Source organism: Aliivibrio fischeri (genome assembly GCA_038993745.2).
In the GTDB taxonomy this organism is placed as follows: Bacteria; Pseudomonadota; Gammaproteobacteria; order Enterobacterales; family Vibrionaceae; genus Aliivibrio; species Aliivibrio fischeri_B.
In genome coordinates this window covers 2,693,876-2,711,847 of record CP160629.1, presented here as the reverse complement: position 1 = coordinate 2,711,847, position 17,972 = coordinate 2,693,876, and the positions used below count along the sequence as shown (strand labels likewise).

The window sequence follows — 17,972 nt, the reverse complement described above, 5'->3', positions numbered from 1 at the left end:
TTGCTAATGCTATCTATCTGTATACCTGTTTTTGTTCATGCGAGTGAATTGGTATACACACCAGTGAATCCTAATTTCGGAGGAAACCCTTTAAATACTTCACACCTGTTTGGTGGTGCAAATGCAATTAATGATTATAAAGGACCTCAAGAAGATTCATTATTTGAACAAGAGTCAGCGCTAGATCGTTTAACATCTAGTTTGCAATCTCGCTTGATCAGTCAATTACTTGCTGATGTAGGTAATGGTAATACTGGGCAATTAATTACAGATGATTTCATACTTAATATTGTTGATGACTCAGGGGCTTTATTGATTCAAATTGTTGATAAAGCAACAGGGGAAACATCAGAGATTCAGGTGAGTGGCTTAACTCCAGATTGATCTAACGCTAAGGACTGAGCAATGAAATATTCAATTTATTATTTATTCATACTACTGTTAGCGGGTTGTTCAAATTCAATCGATATTCCTGAAACTTCTGAGTCTCCAACGTTAATGCAGCGAGGAGCGAATTATATTGATTTGATATCGCTACCTAAGCCACAAGGGAAAATATTTGTTTCTGTATATGATTTTAGAGATCAAACGGGACAATATAAACCACAGCCTAACAGTAATTTTTCGACCGCTGTACCTCAAGGTGGAACGGCCCTTTTAACGATGGCTTTATTAGATTCAGAATGGTTTTATCCTTTAGAGCGTCAAGGATTACAAAATCTTTTGACTGAACGAAAAATTATTAGAGCGGCTCAAAAAAAGCAGGAATCGATTAGCAATCATGGTTCAACATTACCTTCATTATTGTCTGCTAACGTAATGATAGAAGGGGGTATTGTTGCTTATGATTCAAATATAAAAACCGGTGGTGCAGGTGCTCGTTATTTAGGTATCGGTGGTTCGGGTCAATATAGAGCAGATCAAGTTACTGTGAACATACGAGCGGTAGATGTAAGAAGTGGGAAAATACTGACAAGTGTGACTACAAGTAAAACGATCTTATCCTATGAAGTCTCTGCTGGTGCATTTCGTTTTGTTGATTACAAAGAGTTATTAGAGGTTGAACTAGGGTATACCAATAATGAGCCTGTAAATATTGCTTTGATGTCAGCGATTGATTCCGCTGTCATACACCTTATTGTGAAAGGTGTACAACAAGGGCTATGGCGACCTGCAAATTTAGATACTAGAAATAATCCGATATTTAAAAAATACGCCTCTGAAACCAATCAAATTTTATAAAATTAAATAGAGTGTTTGGGTCAAACACTCTATTTAATCATTAAGCTCCAGGAGGGTGTGCTAAACTGCTGGATATTTGTTCAATTAATCCATCCTCTAACTCAAATCTCGCTTCAATAATCTCTCCTAGTGTTGAAAAATCATTGTCGAAATCACTTAATAATAATTCCTCATCATCTTTTGAGTACTTATCTGTGAAGTTAAGGATCGGGTCAGTTGTTTTTGTTATATGGGCATACAATTGGCTCATTTCTTCAGTCGGAGAAAAACCTGTCGCATCCCATTTCTCCATTACCATGTTGTAAATTTTGAAATGGCCTTCTGAAATATAATCAATTAAATGCTGTGTAAATGATTGAATTGATGAAAAATCAGGAAGAGTGGAAACTGATGAGTCAAATGGAGGCAAGCCAGCTAACTTGCAATACTCAACTAATAAATCTTGTCGAGTTGATAGCCAGTGATCAATAACGTCGCTATTGCCACCCCATTGTTCTTGGAATTGATTTAGTCTAGTAAGCATAACGATATCCTTGTAGTTGCAAGCAATATTCCAAAGTTCTATATCTATACCCGAGTGAATCTGAGTGTGGTTTCAGTGAAAATTGTTTGGGTATATACTCATTACTATTCTTTAAGATTGCCAGTAAACATTGATGGCTGCAAGAGGGTTGTGATAAAGATGTTAAACCAACATACAAAAGCATATTGGTGCGTAGTAAATGATTCAAATATTTGGTTAAAAGACAAAGCGCTTCCAAATGGTAGTGCAATAGAGTTTAACTTACCTTTCGAGCAGGCTATATGTATTGGTTATCATAATGAAAAACCAGTTATGTGGTTAAATGATGAGTTGGTAAATCAGGAACTTATTTATACAAATCTCCGAGAATTATTAGAATATCCACAAACTGATTTTTTATTATTTAGTAAAGCCATTCAGTATGGATTTATGGCAAGAGAGTTTCGGTTTTGCCCGCAATGTGGTGGCCGAACTCAGCTCAACCATAATCAAATTGCGATGCAATGTAATGATTGTCGCAAACTCCATTATCCTAGAATATTCCCTTCAATTATTGTTGCCGTTCGTCGTGATGATAAGGTGCTACTTGCTCAACATCAAAGGCATAAAGGTGGTTTGTTTACTGTCTTAGCTGGATTTGTTGAGGTTGGTGAAACTTTGGAGATGGCTGTTTCTCGTGAGGTGTTTGAGGAAACGGGCATAAAAATAAAAAATATTCGTTATGTTGGCAGTCAGCCTTGGGCCTTTCCATCAAGCTTAATGATGGGATATATGGCGGACTATGAGTCTGGTGAGATAAAAGTAGATAAAAATGAGCTCATTAAAGCGGGTTGGTATGATAAAAATGTACTACCAGAATTAGCGCCAAAAGGGACAATAGCAAGAGCGTTAATTGAAGCAACATTGAATGAAATTCAACAAGAAAAAAACACCCAAACAGATGAATGGGTGTAAGTAAGGTGTTGTTATGATTTCCAATTTTAACAATTGTTAATTGGATGTTGTTATTTTCACTAGCAAGATAATTATTAACACGTGGTTATCTATTGCGCAATTATCATTAATCACAAGATTGGTTAAATATGATCTCGATAGCAAAGGTAGGCTTTTGTTCAGTGAATTGAGTGCTACAATAGCGGGATCAAATATGAGGGAAGATCATGACAGAACTAAAAAATGACCGTTATTTACGTGCATTATTAAAACAACCAGTAGATTACACACCAGTTTGGATGATGCGCCAAGCAGGTCGTTACCTTCCAGAATACAAAGCTACGCGTGCAGAAGCCGGTGACTTTATGTCTTTGTGTAAAAATGCAGAGTTAGCATCAGAAGTGACTCTTCAGCCTTTACGCCGTTTTCCTCTAGATGCTGCTATTTTATTCTCTGACATTTTAACTATCCCAGATGCTATGGGTCTTGGTCTGTACTTTGAAACAGGTGAAGGTCCTAAGTTTGAACGTCCAATTACTTGTAAAGCGGATGTTGATAAGATCGGTCTTCCTGATCCTGAAGGTGAACTGCAGTATGTGATGAATGCAGTACGTCAGATCCGTAAAGATCTAAAAGGCGAAGTTCCACTAATTGGTTTTTCTGGTAGTCCGTGGACATTAGCAACTTATATGGTTGAAGGTGGAAGTTCAAAAGCATTCACTAAAATCAAAAAAATGATGTATGCAGAACCTGCAACGCTTCATTTACTATTAGATAAATTAGCTGACAGTGTTATTGAGTACTTAAATGCGCAGATTAAAGCTGGTGCTCAATCAGTTATGGTATTTGATACATGGGGTGGTGTATTAACCCCTCGTGACTATAACGAGTTCTCATTACGTTACATGCACAAAATTGTTGATGGTTTGATCCGTGAAAACGAAGGTCGTCGTGTACCAGTGACTCTATTTACCAAAAATGGTGGCATGTGGTTAGAATCAATTGCAGCAACTGGTTGTGATGCAGTTGGTCTTGATTGGACTATTAATATTGCCGATGCGAAAGCTCGTATTGGAGATAAAGTCGCTCTACAAGGAAACATGGATCCATCAATATTGTATGCACAACCTGAACGTATTCGCCAAGAAGTTGGAACCATCCTTGAAGGTTTTGGTGATGCTGGCACAGGACATGTATTCAATCTAGGTCATGGTATTCATCTAGACGTTCCACCTGAAAATGCGGGTGTGTTTGTTGATGCTGTTCATGACTTATCTAAGCCGTATCATAAATAAAATCTTAAATTAAGATTCTAAATAAAAAGGAGACTCAATGAGGTCTCCTTTTTTATTGGAACAGAACTATAATTTTATTGTCATAATTAAAGATAAGAGCAATCAAGAGTCGGTTATGTTTAAACAATTACGTACATTATTGAAGAAAGTGATTCATGAGGCGACAGAAAGTGGGGCAAGTGAAACCGCATCGATGCACTTAGCAATGGCCTCACTTTTGTGTGAAGTATCAAACGCGGATCATCAGAGTGATGAGAGAGAAGATACCGCAAAATTACAGTTACTAATGAAGCTTCTTGACCTTAACGAAGAGTCAGCAAAATTATTGTTATTAGAAGCGATGCAAAAAAGTAAAGCCTCCACATCCTTGTATGAGTTTACAACTAAATTAAGATCACTGATGCCCGAAGAGCGTTATCACTTAATAGAAGCAATGTGGCAAGTGGCTTACGCTGATGGCGTGATAGAGCCAATGGAAGAGGCGGTGATTCGTCAAGTATCAGAGTTAATTTATCTTGATCACTTAGAGTTTATTCGAGCTAAATTAGCGGCTGCACCTAAGGATTAATATACTTAGCCTGTTAATTAAACGAGAAACAACAGGCTAACTATTCTAATAGCCCTTAGTAAAATCTATAGAGTTAATTAAAGAGAACCCATCTCGCCAACGTAAGTAGTTGTCATAGAACTGCTCAAACACTTGCTCAGGAAAGCTGAGTGCTGCAATGTGTGGTGTAATCGTTATATTTGGGTGATTCCAGTAAGGACATTCTTGAGACAGTGGTTCATGAGCAAACACATCTAAAAATGCATGAGAAATAGAGCCAGACTCAAGAGCGTTTAGTAAACCGTAATTTTCCAGAACTTCTCCTCGTCCAACATTAAATAGCAATGCACCATTGCATTTTTTTAAGGTTTGACTATTTAGTAAGTCCATAGTTAATTCAGTTTTTGGTAATGTACTTACAATCACATCTGCATATTGAAAAGCATTTTCAATTTCTGAAATATGGAATATACAGTCAAAGGGAGAATCTTTAGGAGGGATCCCTGAGCGGTTAATACCATAAACGATAAAGCCAAGTTGCTTAACGGTTGCGGCTAACTCACTTCCTATTGAACCTGTTCCTAAAATAACCATGCACTTATTGACTAATGAAGAGTATGTATGGGGCTGCCATTGTTTCTTTTTCTGCTGTTCAGCATATTGTTTGAAATGACGAAAGTATTGAATGGAGTAACCCAAAACATATTCTGATATTTGTTGTCCGAAAATGCCACGAACATTGGTTAAATGGTAATCGGTTCTTAAATTAGGTTGGATTAGAGAGTCAACACCCGCAAAAGTAGACTGTAACCATTTTAGATTTTTGAATTGGTCTAGGAGATCTATCACCAGTGGTGGATCGGCAAGAAGGATCTCTGCTTTTCTAATATCGTGACAAATTTCAAGATCCGGGAGATCCGCTTGCTCTAAAAGTGAGAGGTATTTCTCTTTTTCTTTTGAAATGATAAGTAATTTATTCATAACCTTCCTTTTGTCATTCGCGGTTATCAAGTACACTTAAAGCGTCCTTTTTGAATAGTGCAGAATCGTCTATGTTACGCAACCCGATCCAAGTTCGTTTAGAAAAGTTTGAACCATGGCAACAAATTACTTTTATGGCTTCTTTGTGTGAACGTATGTATCCAAACTACGCACATTACTGTGAGGCTACAGGTTTTGCTGAACCACAAACCTATCGAGTAATTCTTGATAGTATTTGGGAGCTATTAACCGTAAAAAATGCCAAGATTAATTTTGAACGTCAATTAGAAAAACTGGAAGAGATGATCCCAGAAGTTAATGATGATTCAATTTATCTTACTTACCCAGCAATTGATGCTTGTGTTGCACTATCTACTTTCTTACATGGTATTTTAGATCGTGATGAGTTAGAAGAGGCGATGTTTAAGATCAGTCAACTTTCTGTAATGACGGTTGCTCAACTTGTTGAAGCTCAAACCGGTGAAGAAGTGACAGATGAAAATCAAAAAGAGATCGATGTGATTTGTGAAGAGTGGGATGTTCAGTGGGCTATTTTCCGCCCATTACGCGAAGCTGAAGAGCGTGATATCGATTTAATTAAAGATTTACGACAAGAATTACGAGATGAGAATATCAGTAATATTGGCTTAGAGTTAACGTACTGATTTTCTAATTTAATAAAAAAACCGATGATTGCTCATCGGTTTTTTTTTGTTTGTTAAAAGGGGCTTGCTAACACCTTTTATTATTCTTTCTCTTCTTCTTCAGTATCGGTATTATCGATTACACCATGCTTGTTTTTCCAATTTGTCCAACGTTGTTGAGCAAGTTGCTGCATATCGGTTGTTTTGTCTGCTTCATCGATAATTTCTTCGCCGACCATGTATTCAAAGATATCTTCTAGTGTTAATAAGCCTTGAACGGTACCGTACTCGTCAATAACTAATGCCAGTTGTGCTCTGTGTTTCATTAGTTGCTCAAACGCTTTTGGTAGTGTTGAAGTACTTATCACAACCTGAATTGGACGCATCATCGCACCAAGAGGTCGCTCACTTTGCCCTTTACGCATTGCTGAGAAAAGTTCTAATCGGTGAGTAAAGCCAATGATGTTATCACTATCTTCACTGTAAACTAATGGACGTGAAAACGGTGTATCTGAATGGTTTTCTAAGAATTGTTCAACCGTCATTTCGGCGTTAACACGAAATAATACAGTTCTTGGTGTCATTACTTGGGTAACAGGCACATCTTGAATATTAAGAATGTTGTTTAATATTTTTGACTCACCTTCTGCAAATTCACCATTTTCTTTTGCCAATGTCGCCATGGCTGTAATTTCATCACGCAATTTTGGTGCTTGATGGCCACGAGAAAGTCGTTTTGTAATTTGTTCTGACATCCAAACCACTGGACTTAGCAATAACACCATCCAATGAAGCATTGTCGCTGCCATAGGAGCAAGTTGACGCCAGTAAGTTGCTCCGATTGTCTTTGGAACAATTTCAGAGAACAATAAAATGGCAAAAGTTAGGAAAGCTGAAAAAACACCTAACCATTCACTACCAAAAACAATTGATGCTTGAGCACCAGATGCAGCAGCACCTGCAGTGTGAGCTATCGTGTTTAGCGTTAAAATTGATGATAAAGGACGATCAACATTATCTTTCAATGCTGTTAATCGAGGTGCAGCGGGGTGGTTTTCTTGTCGTAATTTTGCAAGGTAGCTTGGGCTGATACTAAGAAGAATCGCTTCTAATACCGAACAAATGAAAGAAACACCAATAGAAATGGCTATATAGATGGATAAAATTAACATTATTAATCTCAAAAAAAATAAGCAAGCCACTATAAAATGGGTACGGAATAACCAAAATACAATGACTCATTAATGAAAAATAGTAACAAATTGTGAGACGTTACTCAGTTTATGTCTAAAGAACGCGCATTCTACAGCAAGAAAGGGCACAAACCTTTGCCAGATGGGGTCTTTATGCATTAGAGTTACTAGGATTTTAAAAAAATAGAAGGGAAACCCTAATGAATAAAACCCAGTTAATTGATGCTATTGCTGAAAAAGCAGACCTATCAAAAGCACAAGCAAAAGCAGCTCTTGAAGCGACTCTAGAAGGCGTAACTGGCGCTCTTAAAGATGGCGAGCAAGTTCAACTTATTGGCTTTGGTACTTTTAAAGTTAACAATCGCGCTGCGCGCACTGGTCGCAACCCTAAGACTGGTGAAGAGATTCAAATCAAAGCGGCTAAAGTTCCTGCATTTGTTGCAGGTAAAGCACTGAAAGAATCAGTAAACTAAGCTATACTTTGCCGAGTTAATCCTTAACTCGGCATTTTTATGAAGCGCATTCTATCTACCTTACTTCTATCTACTTTTCTGTTTGGCTGTTCGTCTAATCCATCTGATGAACAACGCATCAAATCTGTTACATTAACCGGTGGTCAAATCCAAGGTGATGCAACAAGTTATTATTGGTATACCCGTCGTTTACAGCAACCTATTGTAGCATCTGATTATGTCACTATGGGTGATTATGGTTGGTATAAAACTACTTATCGTTGGGAAAAAGAAACTCTTGTTGAAGCTGTCCGTGAAGGAGAAATGCTTGATTCTGAGAGTGAGTTAATCCCTTATTCTATGCATATTCGCTATAACGGTAATGGTGAGGCTGTTTATCAACGTTATGATAAAGATGGGCGTATTTTGCCATTAATGCCTGCTCAATTAACACAATTTCAAGATCAATCTAAATATTTGGTCACTAAGGTTGAGGCTCTAAATAAAGACGATATTAAATTATTCCAAGGCGAATGGGATGGTGAGACTTTTTACTCCTGTGATGGTAAACAATACGATCAATTAGAGTTTAACCAAATACTACCTAATTTCGTGGTGGCAAGATTATCTGGCTTAGATAGTTTTATTTCATTTTTAGGCCAAGAAACTCGTAGAGATAAAAATGAGTTAAAGATGTCTGAGCTATTACTATTAACAGATGATAGTTATTCATGTGTAGAGCGCCCGGAATTGATTGAAGATTAAGATTAATCAAGTCGAACGAAAAAAGGCGCTATTACAGCGCCTTTATTATTTATTTTCCGTAAAGTTATTTGGTTTCTAATTCACGAGCAATAGCACGGTAACCAATATCATTACGATGGAACATTCCATTCCAACTTACTTGTTTAGCAAGCTCATAAGCACGCTCTTGAGCTTCTGATACGGTATTACCTAATGCGGTAGCACAAAGTACGCGACCACCGTTTGTCACAACATCACCAGCATCGTTATTTGTGGTGCCTGCATGGAAGATCTTTTGACCTTCAGTTTCTTCTGAAGGCAGCGAAATAACATCTCCTTTTGCATAATCTGCTGGATAGCCACCAGCAGCAAGAACAACACCAATAGAAGCGCGTGGGTCCCACTTAGATTCTGCTTCGTCCAGTTTCTCGTCGATAGCCATTAGACAAAGTTCAACAAGGTCTGATTCCATACGCATCATGATAGGTTGCGTTTCTGGATCACCAAAGCGACAGTTGTATTCGATTACCTTTGGTGTACCTTCAGCATCGATCATTAGGCCTGCATAAAGGAAACCGGTATAAGGTGCACCTTCTGCATCCATGCCACGTACTGTAGGGTAGATAACTTCTTCAAGGATACGATTATGAATTTCAGGAGTCACCACAGGAGCTGGAGAGTATGCTCCCATACCACCTGTATTTGGACCTGTATCTTTATCTCCAACGCGTTTGTGATCTTGGCTTGTTGCCATAGGAAGTACGCTTGCACCATCCACCATTACAATGAAACTGGCTTCTTCACCTTCAAGGAATTCTTCGATAACAACACGGCTACCTGCTTCACCAAACGCATTGCCTGCCAGCATATCTTTGATTGCGTCTTCTGCTTCTTCAAGAGTCATCGCAACGATAACACCTTTACCAGCCGCAAGGCCGTCAGCTTTAACTACGATTGGAGCACCTTGTTCACGAACGTAAGCTAATGCCGGTTCAATCTCAGTGAAGTTTGCATAAGAACCTGTAGGGATGTCATGGCGAGCTAAGAAATCTTTGGTGAAGGCTTTAGAACCTTCAAGTTGAGCCGCTGCTTTAGTTGGTCCAAAGATAGGAAGGCCAGCTTCACGAAATGCATCAACAACGCCAATAACTAATGGTGCTTCAGGACCGACGATGGTCAGCTCGATGGCTTTTTCTTTTGCAAAAGCAACAAGAGCAGCGATATCTTCAACATCAATAGCGACGTTTTCTAGTTTTGCTTCAAGCGCTGTACCTGCATTACCTGGAGCGATGAATACTGTTTCAACATTTGGGTTTTGTGCTGCTTTCCAACCTAAAGCATGCTCTCTGCCGCCTGCGCCAATGATCAATACGTTCATGTTTTAATCCTTAATACCATTTTGTAATGGGGATAAATTATTTAAATCGGTGAATACAAAGTTCAGTGTGCGAGAAACTATAAGAGCAATATTAAGCTCACTGAGTGTACTCTTTTGCTCTTATAGGAGCGCAGCGTTCTAGTTTCTAGAAGCGAAGCGCTCTCGTTACTGTCTTTCCTAGTGACGGAAGTGACGCATGCCAGTAAAGATCATCGCCATGCCGTGTTCATCAGCAGCTTCGATTACTTCATTGTCACGCATTGAGCCGCCCGGTTGGATAACACATTTGATGCCAGCTTCTGCTGCCGCATCGATACCGTCACGGAACGGGAAGAATGCATCTGATGCCATCACACAACCTTCAACCTGTAGACCTTCGTCTGCAGCTTTGATGCCAGCGATCTTCGCAGAGTAAACGCGGCTCATTTGGCCAGCGCCCACACCGATAGTCATGTCGCCTTTCGAGTAAACGATAGCGTTAGATTTAACGTACTTCGCTACTTTCCAGCAGAATAGCGCGTCTTTTAGTTCTTCAGCTGTAGGTTGACGCTTAGAAACAACTTGTAGGTCATCTTCAGACACCATGCCTTGGTCACGGTCTTGAACTAATAAGCCGCCATTAACGCGTTTCACGTCAAAACCAGTTGTCTTAGTTGTCCACTCGCCACACTCAAGAAGGCGAAGGTTTTTCTTAGCCGCTACGATTTCTACAGCTTCAGCAGAAACAGAAGGTGCAATGATAACTTCAACGAATTGACGCTCAGTGATAGCCGTTGCTGTTGCTGCGTCTAGTTCGCGGTTGAATGCGATGATGCCGCCAAATGCAGACGTTGGGTCTGTTTTGAATGCACGGTCGTAAGCTTCTAGGATGTTTTCGCCCAGTGCTACACCACATGGGTTAGCATGCTTAACGATTACACATGCTGGCTCGTCGAACTCTTTCACACACTCAAGTGCAGCGTCAGTGTCAGCGATGTTGTTGTAAGAAAGTGCTTTACCTTGGATTTGGCGAGCAGTAGATACTGATGCTTCTTCAGGATTCGCTTCAACGTAGAATGCCGCAGCTTGGTGGCTGTTTTCACCGTAGCGCATGTCTTGTTTTTTCTCGAACTGTTGGTTGAACGTACGAGGGAATTTGCTCTCTTCATCACCTTCTTTGTTCTCACCGTAAGATGGAACCATAGTGCCGAAGTAGTTTGCGATCATGCCGTCGTAAGACGCCGTGTGTTCGAATGCTGCGATAGCTAGGTCAAAACGAGTCTCTAGTGTTAGAGATTTATCGTTAGCGTCCATTTCAGTGATAACACGGTCGTAATCGTGAGCATTTACTACGATAGTTACGTCTTTGTGGTTTTTCGCTGCAGAGCGAACCATGGTAGGGCCACCGATATCGATGTTCTCAACAGCATCAGCAAGGGTACAGCCTTCTTTTGCTACGGTTTCTGCAAATGGGTAGAGGTTAACAACAACCATATCAATAGGATTGATACCGTGTTGTTCCATGATGTCATCATCTTGACCACGACGACCAAGTACACCACCATGAACTTTAGGATGAAGAGTTTTAACGCGGCCATCCATCATTTCAGGGAAGCCAGTGTAATCAGATACTTCAGTTACTGAGATGCCTTTTTCAGCAAGCAGACGTGCTGTACCGCCAGTAGATAAAATATCTACACCACGTTCAGCCAATGCTTGAGCAAATTCTACAATACCAGTTTTATCAGATACGCTAATCAGCGCGCGACGGATCGGACGTGCGTTATTCATTGCTACTTTCTTCCTTTAGAATTAAGTTAGGATTTTTGCCAAAAATGAACTTGTTCTGTTATTTTTCATTTCATATGAATCAATAAACAGCAATTGGCCAGTTTTGGAAAACACCCTAAAAAGAGTAAAGTGCGAAACATCAGATCAACCTATTGGCGAATATTCTAACTAAAGTTAAACAAAAAAGCTCGCGCAATCGATTGCATTCGCAAAAAAGATGCCCTTTTTCTTTAAAAAGAATCAAAATAGAGTGAAGTAAAGAGGAATAAGAAGCAAAAATGTATTTAATTGGTGAGTTAGCTAAACAATGTAATGTTACGAGCGACACATTACGTTTTTACGAAAAAAACGGTCTTCTTGTACCATCAGGAAGAAGTAGCAGTGGTTACCGTTTGTATAATGATGACAATCTGGCTCAAATTCGTTTTATTCTAAAGGCGAAGCAACTTGGTCTCGCATTGGATGAAATTCAAGAATTATTAGCGATTAGATTAGAAGCAACAAAACACAGTTGTGCAGAAGTAAAAGCCATTACTCAATCTAAGTTAAATATTATTGACGAAAAGATCGCTCAACTAACAGACATTCGCCTTGCATTAAAGAGTATAAATGATGCTTGCTGTGGTCATGTCGATGAAGATGCTTCTCACTGTTCTATTCTTTCTGCGTTAGCTGAATTAGAAGAGAAAAAAGACTAAATAGTTGTGCGTGTTTATTAAAGAAGTTGATAAAATAGTCGATAACTACAATAGACCAATATGAGCGAAAGTTAGGTGAGAGCCGATTAATGGAAAAACAATACGTAATGAAATTGCTTTCCGCTCTGAAAGTTATCGATAAAAAAATCAGTGAGCAAGGTAGAGCGGTAATGGAGCTTGATGCTCGCATTAAGCGTATTGAAGCTCAGAACGCCAAGATCGCGAAAATGGTTGATGGTGGTGGTACTCGAGGTACGAGTACAGCGGGAGCCGCAGCTGATTTAAGTGAACTTGATGAGCGTTTAAAAGGTATTGAAGAAAAAACAGCAAAAGCAGTAGAGCTTATTCGCTCGGGCGCAGGCGCTGGTGGTGGCAAGAAACGAGCATGGCCGCCATAGTAGAGTAAACAAGAAAAACCGATACAGCAGCAATGTGTATCGGTTTTTTTATATCTGTTATACCAATCACTGTAAGTGATCAGTTATTTACTACGATTGGTATTATTTATTTGGCAGATATAAAAAAAGCAGCGTTAATTGCTTAACACTGCTTTAAATTTTTCAAATAAGGCGTGGATTAGTTCATGCCGTATTTTTTAAGTTTCTTACGAAGAGTACCACGGTTGATACCCATCATGTTTGCTGCTTTTGTTTGGTTGCCGCGAGTATGCTGCATGATCATGTCTAGTAGAGGTTGCTCTACTTCAGCTAATACTAATTCATATAAGTCGTTAACTTCTTGACCGTTTAGTTGGCCTAAGTAGTTTTTCAGCGAAGCCTTAACAGAGTCACGTAGTGGTTTCTGAGTAATTTGGTCTTGTGCTGTAACTGTTGTAACTGTTAATGCTTCTGAAGTCATAGATTGATCGAACATATTCTGTTTAGCTCTTCTTTTATTATGATGCAACGTGGTCGAAATAGCTTTCAAGTTGAGAGAGTTGCAATGAAGCATCCTCTATCGCGTTAAAGCTGCGGCGGAAATCATTTGCTTGCTCATGCTCTTTTAGGTACCAACCCACATGCTTACGTGCAATGCGAGGACCTAAAAACTCACCATAAAATTGGTGAAGCGCATGAACATGGCCAAGTAAAGTGGCCTTCACTTCTTCAATTGGAAGAGGTGGCATGAGTTCGCCCGTTTCTAAGTAATGTTGGATTTCTTTAAAAATCCATGGCCTACCTTGTGCAGGACGGCCGATCATCAAAGCGTCTGCGCCTGTGTAATCAAGCACAAAACGAGCCTTCTCCGGCGAGTCGATATCACCGTTCGCTATAACCGGAATAGAAATCGCTTCTTTTACCGCTTTGATGTTGTCGTACTCAGCTTCACCTTTGTACATACAAGCTCTGGTACGCCCATGAAGCGCTAAAGCTTGGATGCCACATTGTTCAGCCATTTTTGCAACCTGAACACAATTTCTATTGTCTGGATCCCAGCCTGTGCGAGTTTTCAGAGTGACAGGAACATCAACAGCATTAACTACAGCCAGTAAGATCTCTTCAATAAGATCTGGGCGTTGTAATAGTGCTGAGCCTGCTAGCTTCTTATTCACTTTTTTTGCAGGGCATCCCATGTTGATATCGATGATTTGCGCACCGGTTTCAACACAGTGTTGCGCTGCTTCCGCCATTAACTTTGGATCAGCCCCTGCAATTTGTACCGAGCGAATACCAGATTCACCTTCATGTACCATGCGGTTTTGGGACTTAGATGTTTTCCACAGTTTCGGATTAGAAGACATCATTTCGCTCACAGCCATGCCTGCGCCATAACGCATACACAACTCACGAAAGGGCCTATCAGTAACACCAGCCATTGGTGCAACGATAAGATTATTTTTTAATGTATATTGACCTATCTGCAAAACATCCACACACGTTTGTGTCAGCAAGGGCGCGCATTTTACGCATTTTTTCCCCGCCTGAAAAGAGCAAATTTTGAGCATTTACATTTTCTTTTTGTAAATTGTCTATAATTCAGTCAATTAGGCGGTTTCATGCCTCAAATTTAGTATTGAGGCATTGAAGTTTTATCAAAAAAGCGCAGTGTTTATTTCTTTTTACCTGAGATTCGGCACCATTCTTGTTGCTCAACAATCACATCTAAGTCGAATTGTTCAGCATAGTATGACGCTACATCTTCTGCCTGCGTGTCTAATACACCTGACATAGCTAGCTGACCTTGTGGCTTAACTAGAGAGGTAATGATGCCTGAAAGCTCGCGTAGTGGACCTGCAAGAATGTTTGCAACAACTACGTCAGCGATGAGACCTTCTGGTTGGTCTTGAGGAAGGTATAGTTCAATTTGATCTGCAACGCCGTTACGAGTTGCGTTGTCTTTTGATGCTAAGATTGCTTGAGGATCAATGTCGATCCCGATAACCTTAGCTGCACCTAATTTGATCGCAGCGATCGCTAAAATGCCAGAACCACAACCAAAATCGACAACGGTTTTGCCTTCAAGATCTAATCCTTCTAGCCATTCAAGACAAAGAGACGTTGTTGGGTGTGTACCAGTACCAAAAGCAAGGCCTGGGTCTAGCATTACATTTACAGCATCGGGCTCTGGAATTTCACGCCAGCTTGGGCAAATCCATAGACGTTTACCAAACTGCATCGGGTGGAAGTTATCCATCCACTCACGTTCCCAATCTTTATCTTCAAGTTGTTCAATTTTATGTGCAAAACCTTCTTCAAGAAGACGGCTTGCTTTTAATTGAGTAATAACAAAATCCATGTCCGCTTCTGCATCATAAAGAGCAAGAATGTCCGTTTCACCCCACAGGCGAGTTTCACCCGGAAGAGGTTCAAATACAGGCGTATCTTTAGCGTCTAAAAAAGTAATAGATAGAGCACCAGTCTCTTCCATTAACATATCACCGATCTGTTCAGCGTTTTCAGAGGTTGCATTTAGTTTTACTTGAATCCAAGGCATGGGGATCACTTTTGTTTTAGTCGAAAATGTGGGCGATTTTAACACAAAAAAAGACGGTGAGTAATCATACTCACCGTCTTTAATTCGTTCTTATTTATTGAATGATTAGAAAAGGCTTATTGTAGGCCTAGTTTCTTCTCAAGATAGTGAATATTTGCACCACCATGTTGGAAGTTTTCATCATTCATGATTGCTAATTGAAGTGGTGTATTCACGTGAATACCTTCAACAATCATTTCACCTAATGCGTTTTTCATACGAGCGATAGCAACGTCACGGTTTTCACCGTAAGTAATTAGCTTACCGATCATTGAATCGTAATGAGGTGGAACTGTGTAGCCTGTGTAGATGTGAGATTCCCAACGTACACCCATACCACCTGGAGCATGGAAGCGTTCAATCTTACCTGGTGAAGGTAGGAAACGAACTGGATCTTCAGCATTGATACGACACTCAATTGAGTGACCACGCAGTTTGATATCATCTTGTGTGTAAGATAGCGGTTGACCCGCAGCAATACGTAGTTGCTCTTTCACTAGGTCGATACCTGTTACCATTTCGGTAATAGTGTGCTCAACCTGAATACGTGTATTCATTTCGATGAAGTAGAATTCGCCGTTTTCATATAGGAATTCAAATGTACCTGCACCACGGTAACCAATTTCAAGACATGCACGAGTACAACGTTCACCGATGTATTTACGCATCTCTTCAGTAATACCTGGAGCTGGCGCTTCTTCAACTACTTTTTGGTGGCGACGTTGCATAGAACAGTCACGTTCACCTAAGTGAATTGCGTTACCTTGGCCATCAGCAAGAACTTGAACTTCAATGTGACGAGGGTTTTCAAGGAATTTTTCCATGTAAACCATTTCGTTATTGAAACATGCTTTTGCTTCAGCACGAGTCATTGCAATTGCTTCAACAAGGTCTTTTTCTGCGCGAACAACACGCATACCACGACCACCGCCGCCGCCAGACGCTTTAATGATTACTGGGTAACCAATGCGTTTTGCGTGTGCTTTGTTTTTCGCTTCATCGTTATCTAGTGGACCATCAGAACCAGGTACACAAGGTACGCCTGCTTTTTTCATTGCAGTGATTGCTGATACTTTGTCGCCCATCATGCGGATAGTTTCTGCTTTTGGACCAACAAAGATAAAACCAGAACGCTCAACTTGCTCTGCGAAGTCAGCATTTTCAGATAAGAAACCGTAACCTGGGTGAACAGCAACCGCACCTGTAACTTCAGCTGCACTGATGATACGAGGGATGTTTAGGTAGCTGTCGATACCGCGTGCAGGACCGATACAAATCGTTTCATCAGCAAGCAGTACGTGTTTTAAATCTCGGTCAGCAGTAGAGTGCACAGCAACTGTTTTGATGCCAAGCTCTTTACATGCTCGCAAAATACGTAGTGCGATTTCACCACGGTTTGCGATAACTAATTTATCTAACATAACAGCCTCTATTATTCGATGATAACAAGAGGTTGGTCGAACTCAACAGGTTGACCATCTTCAAGAAGAATAGCAGTAACAACACCTGATTTATCTGCTTCGATTTGGTTCATCATTTTCATTGCTTCAACGATACATAGTGTATCGCCAGCAGTTACTTGTTGGCCAACTTTAACAAATGGTTTTGCATCTGGGCTTGGTGCACCGTAGAAAGTACCAACCATTGGAGAGCGTACTGTGTGGCCAGCTACTTCTGCAGGAGCTTCAACTGCAGGAGCTGATGCTACAGGAGCAGGTGCAGCTACTGGTGCAGCAGGAGCCGCAACCGTTTGAACAGGAGCTACTTGAGCAATAGGTGCAGTCGCACGGCTGATGCGTACTGATTCTTCACCTTCCGCGATTTCAAGTTCTGCAATGCCAGACTCTTCAACTAGTTCAATCAGTTTTTTAATTTTGCGGATATCCATTTTGTAATCTCTTCTGTTTATATTCAGTGATCAATTTGAACGCAGACGTTTTGCTGCTGCATTCAAAGCAAATTCGTAACCATCGGCCCCTAAACCACAAATGACACCAACGGCTTTATCGGAAAGATAAGAGTGGTGGCGAAAGGGTTCACGAGCGTGGACATTCGATAAATGTACTTCAATAAAAGGAATATTAACCCCAAGTAGAGCATCGCGTAAGGCAACACTCGTATGCGTAAAAGCTGCAGGGTTTATGATAATGAAATCAATACGTTGATAAGCATTATGGATAGCTTCAATCAACTCATACTCACGATTAGATTGTAAATGTTCGAGTTTTATATCCAAAGCATCGGCTTGAATAGTCAAAGCATTAACAATTTGCTCTAAGTTTTGACTGCCATAATGAGCAGGTTCACGCAAACCTAATAGATTAAGGTTTGGTCCATTAAGAACTAAAATTCGCGATTGAGTAGACATTGTGATGCTAAATTCCTTGTTTTTACGGTTAAAGTAAAAAAAGCACATCTTTTATATTCGATTTGTTGGTTTATTGCAATTTTTCACTTTGCAATACCACATAAAAAGCAATTATAGACAATTCACAGCAAATCGCAGCAAAATACTGGTCTTATCAGCTCTAAGTTTCATATCGAGTATAGAGAATAGAACACATTTTGACTCAAAAGTGATAATTAGAGCCAAAGAAAG

The 17,972-nt window shown here is 40.0% G+C and carries 21 protein-coding genes; 10 read left to right on the top strand and 11 right to left on the bottom strand.

Translation table 11 applies throughout. The features are described 5' to 3' along the window. Positions 1-6: 6 nt before the first annotated feature. Positions 7-384, top strand: coding sequence for a curli assembly protein CsgF (locus AAFX60_012985; protein XDF78950.1), 378 nt, complete (start codon positions 7-9; stop codon positions 382-384). Positions 385-405: 21 nt separating this feature from the next. Then, a complete protein-coding gene (locus AAFX60_012980; protein ID XDF77531.1) occupies positions 406-1,242 on the top strand; it encodes a CsgG/HfaB family protein in 837 nt (278 codons plus the stop codon). 40 nt (positions 1,243-1,282) lie between these two features. On the opposite strand, the gene AAFX60_012975 is transcribed toward AAFX60_012980, so the two are convergent. Further along, complete coding sequence (locus tag AAFX60_012975) at positions 1,283-1,765, bottom strand: Rsd/AlgQ family anti-sigma factor (GenBank protein ID XDF77530.1); 483 nt, start codon at positions 1,763-1,765, stop codon at positions 1,283-1,285. Between the two features lie 159 nt (positions 1,766-1,924). Here AAFX60_012975 and nudC point away from each other — a divergent pair, with 159 nt between their 5' ends. From nudC to AAFX60_012960, 3 genes are all read left to right on the top strand, one after another. Next, positions 1,925-2,719 carry an NAD(+) diphosphatase gene (gene nudC, locus AAFX60_012970; protein ID XDF78949.1) on the top strand — a complete coding sequence of 265 codons (795 nt, stop codon included), beginning with the start codon at positions 1,925-1,927 and terminating at the stop codon, positions 2,717-2,719. 206 nt (positions 2,720-2,925) lie between these two features. Continuing rightward, on the top strand, positions 2,926-3,993 hold the full coding sequence (hemE, locus tag AAFX60_012965) for a uroporphyrinogen decarboxylase (protein XDF77529.1): 1,068 nt from the start codon (positions 2,926-2,928) through the stop codon (positions 3,991-3,993). Positions 3,994-4,108: 115 nt separating this feature from the next. Beyond that, positions 4,109-4,561: a TerB family tellurite resistance protein gene (locus AAFX60_012960; protein XDF77528.1), complete on the top strand. Its 453-nt coding sequence runs from the start codon at positions 4,109-4,111 to the stop codon at positions 4,559-4,561. Between the two features lie 45 nt (positions 4,562-4,606). On the opposite strand, the gene AAFX60_012955 is transcribed toward AAFX60_012960, so the two are convergent. After that, entirely contained in the window at positions 4,607-5,521 is a 915-nt protein-coding gene (locus AAFX60_012955; GenBank protein XDF77527.1) for a D-2-hydroxyacid dehydrogenase, read from the bottom strand. A 71-nt stretch (positions 5,522-5,592) separates the two neighbouring features. On the opposite strand from AAFX60_012955, the gene AAFX60_012950 reads away from it, so the two are divergent. Continuing rightward, a complete protein-coding gene (locus tag AAFX60_012950) occupies positions 5,593-6,186 on the top strand; it encodes a DUF416 family protein (protein ID XDF78948.1) in 594 nt (197 codons plus the stop codon). Between the two features lie 80 nt (positions 6,187-6,266). Here AAFX60_012950 and AAFX60_012945 read toward each other — a convergent pair whose 3' ends face one another. Then, entirely contained in the window at positions 6,267-7,337 is a 1,071-nt protein-coding gene (locus AAFX60_012945; protein ID XDF77526.1) for a hemolysin family protein, read from the bottom strand. 221 nt (positions 7,338-7,558) lie between these two features. Here AAFX60_012945 and AAFX60_012940 point away from each other — a divergent pair, with 221 nt between their 5' ends. Both AAFX60_012940 and AAFX60_012935 read left to right on the top strand, forming a co-directional pair. Then, on the top strand, positions 7,559-7,831 hold the full coding sequence (locus AAFX60_012940; protein ID XDF77525.1) for an HU family DNA-binding protein: 273 nt from the start codon (positions 7,559-7,561) through the stop codon (positions 7,829-7,831). A 39-nt stretch (positions 7,832-7,870) separates the two neighbouring features. Then, positions 7,871-8,575, top strand: a complete 705-nt coding sequence (locus AAFX60_012935; protein XDF77524.1) for a DUF1481 domain-containing protein — start codon at positions 7,871-7,873, stop codon at positions 8,573-8,575. A gap of 64 nt (positions 8,576-8,639) precedes the next feature. Here the strand turns inward: AAFX60_012935 and purD are convergent, their stop codons facing one another. Both purD and purH read right to left on the bottom strand, forming a co-directional pair. Then, positions 8,640-9,932, bottom strand: a complete 1,293-nt coding sequence (gene purD, locus AAFX60_012930) for a phosphoribosylamine--glycine ligase (GenBank protein XDF77523.1) — start codon at positions 9,930-9,932, stop codon at positions 8,640-8,642. Between the two features lie 177 nt (positions 9,933-10,109). Further along, positions 10,110-11,702, bottom strand: a complete 1,593-nt coding sequence (gene purH / locus AAFX60_012925) for a bifunctional phosphoribosylaminoimidazolecarboxamide formyltransferase/IMP cyclohydrolase (protein XDF77522.1) — start codon at positions 11,700-11,702, stop codon at positions 10,110-10,112. A 278-nt stretch (positions 11,703-11,980) separates the two neighbouring features. On the opposite strand from purH, the gene zntR reads away from it, so the two are divergent. Together zntR and AAFX60_012915 are read left to right on the top strand one after the other, a co-directional pair. Next, positions 11,981-12,400, top strand: coding sequence for a Zn(2+)-responsive transcriptional regulator (zntR, locus tag AAFX60_012920; protein ID XDF77521.1), 420 nt, complete (start codon positions 11,981-11,983; stop codon positions 12,398-12,400). Positions 12,401-12,489: 89 nt separating this feature from the next. Further along, the gene (locus AAFX60_012915; GenBank protein ID XDF77520.1) at positions 12,490-12,798 is read left to right on the top strand and encodes a hypothetical protein; all 309 of its coding nucleotides are present in this window, start codon (positions 12,490-12,492) and stop codon (positions 12,796-12,798) included. Between the two features lie 178 nt (positions 12,799-12,976). Here the strand turns inward: AAFX60_012915 and fis are convergent, their stop codons facing one another. From fis to aroQ, 6 genes are all read right to left on the bottom strand, one after another. Continuing rightward, positions 12,977-13,273: a DNA-binding transcriptional regulator Fis gene (gene fis, locus AAFX60_012910; GenBank protein ID XDF77519.1), complete on the bottom strand. Its 297-nt coding sequence runs from the start codon at positions 13,271-13,273 to the stop codon at positions 12,977-12,979. A gap of 22 nt (positions 13,274-13,295) precedes the next feature. After that, positions 13,296-14,264: a tRNA dihydrouridine synthase DusB gene (gene dusB / locus AAFX60_012905; GenBank protein ID XDF78947.1), complete on the bottom strand. Its 969-nt coding sequence runs from the start codon at positions 14,262-14,264 to the stop codon at positions 13,296-13,298. A gap of 185 nt (positions 14,265-14,449) precedes the next feature. Further along, complete coding sequence (gene prmA / locus AAFX60_012900) at positions 14,450-15,334, bottom strand: 50S ribosomal protein L11 methyltransferase (GenBank protein XDF77518.1); 885 nt, start codon at positions 15,332-15,334, stop codon at positions 14,450-14,452. A 116-nt stretch (positions 15,335-15,450) separates the two neighbouring features. Beyond that, positions 15,451-16,794, bottom strand: a complete 1,344-nt coding sequence (gene accC / locus AAFX60_012895; protein XDF77517.1) for an acetyl-CoA carboxylase biotin carboxylase subunit — start codon at positions 16,792-16,794, stop codon at positions 15,451-15,453. Between the two features lie 11 nt (positions 16,795-16,805). Beyond that, positions 16,806-17,261 carry an acetyl-CoA carboxylase biotin carboxyl carrier protein gene (accB, locus tag AAFX60_012890; protein ID XDF77516.1) on the bottom strand — a complete coding sequence of 152 codons (456 nt, stop codon included), beginning with the start codon at positions 17,259-17,261 and terminating at the stop codon, positions 16,806-16,808. A gap of 30 nt (positions 17,262-17,291) precedes the next feature. Next, positions 17,292-17,741 (bottom strand): type II 3-dehydroquinate dehydratase, encoded by a 450-nt coding sequence (aroQ, locus tag AAFX60_012885; protein ID XDF77515.1) that lies wholly within the window; start codon positions 17,739-17,741, stop codon positions 17,292-17,294. Positions 17,742-17,972: the final 231 nt, after the last annotated feature.

Excerpts from the sequence above, each read along its gene's own strand:
- AAFX60_012985 (XDF78950.1), top strand. The coding sequence starts at position 7 with ATGCTATCTATCTGTATACCTGTTTTTGTTCATGCGAGTGAATTGGTA.
- AAFX60_012980 (XDF77531.1), top strand. The coding sequence starts at position 406 with ATGAAATATTCAATTTATTATTTATTCATACTACTGTTAGCGGGTTGT.
- AAFX60_012975 (XDF77530.1), bottom strand. The coding sequence starts at position 1,765 with ATGCTTACTAGACTAAATCAATTCCAAGAACAATGGGGTGGCAATAGC.
- nudC (XDF78949.1), top strand. The coding sequence starts at position 1,925 with ATGTTAAACCAACATACAAAAGCATATTGGTGCGTAGTAAATGATTCA.
- hemE (XDF77529.1), top strand. The coding sequence starts at position 2,926 with ATGACAGAACTAAAAAATGACCGTTATTTACGTGCATTATTAAAACAA.
- AAFX60_012960 (XDF77528.1), top strand. The coding sequence starts at position 4,109 with ATGTTTAAACAATTACGTACATTATTGAAGAAAGTGATTCATGAGGCG.
- AAFX60_012955 (XDF77527.1), bottom strand. The coding sequence starts at position 5,521 with ATGAATAAATTACTTATCATTTCAAAAGAAAAAGAGAAATACCTCTCA.
- AAFX60_012950 (XDF78948.1), top strand. The coding sequence starts at position 5,593 with ATGTTACGCAACCCGATCCAAGTTCGTTTAGAAAAGTTTGAACCATGG.
- AAFX60_012945 (XDF77526.1), bottom strand. The coding sequence starts at position 7,337 with ATGTTAATTTTATCCATCTATATAGCCATTTCTATTGGTGTTTCTTTC.
- AAFX60_012940 (XDF77525.1), top strand. The coding sequence starts at position 7,559 with ATGAATAAAACCCAGTTAATTGATGCTATTGCTGAAAAAGCAGACCTA.
- AAFX60_012935 (XDF77524.1), top strand. The coding sequence starts at position 7,871 with ATGAAGCGCATTCTATCTACCTTACTTCTATCTACTTTTCTGTTTGGC.
- purD (XDF77523.1), bottom strand. The coding sequence starts at position 9,932 with ATGAACGTATTGATCATTGGCGCAGGCGGCAGAGAGCATGCTTTAGGT.
- purH (XDF77522.1), bottom strand. The coding sequence starts at position 11,702 with ATGAATAACGCACGTCCGATCCGTCGCGCGCTGATTAGCGTATCTGAT.
- zntR (XDF77521.1), top strand. The coding sequence starts at position 11,981 with ATGTATTTAATTGGTGAGTTAGCTAAACAATGTAATGTTACGAGCGAC.
- AAFX60_012915 (XDF77520.1), top strand. The coding sequence starts at position 12,490 with ATGGAAAAACAATACGTAATGAAATTGCTTTCCGCTCTGAAAGTTATC.
- fis (XDF77519.1), bottom strand. The coding sequence starts at position 13,273 with ATGTTCGATCAATCTATGACTTCAGAAGCATTAACAGTTACAACAGTT.
- prmA (XDF77518.1), bottom strand. The coding sequence starts at position 15,334 with ATGCCTTGGATTCAAGTAAAACTAAATGCAACCTCTGAAAACGCTGAA.
- accC (XDF77517.1), bottom strand. The coding sequence starts at position 16,794 with ATGTTAGATAAATTAGTTATCGCAAACCGTGGTGAAATCGCACTACGT.
- accB (XDF77516.1), bottom strand. The coding sequence starts at position 17,261 with ATGGATATCCGCAAAATTAAAAAACTGATTGAACTAGTTGAAGAGTCT.
- aroQ (XDF77515.1), bottom strand. The coding sequence starts at position 17,741 with ATGTCTACTCAATCGCGAATTTTAGTTCTTAATGGACCAAACCTTAAT.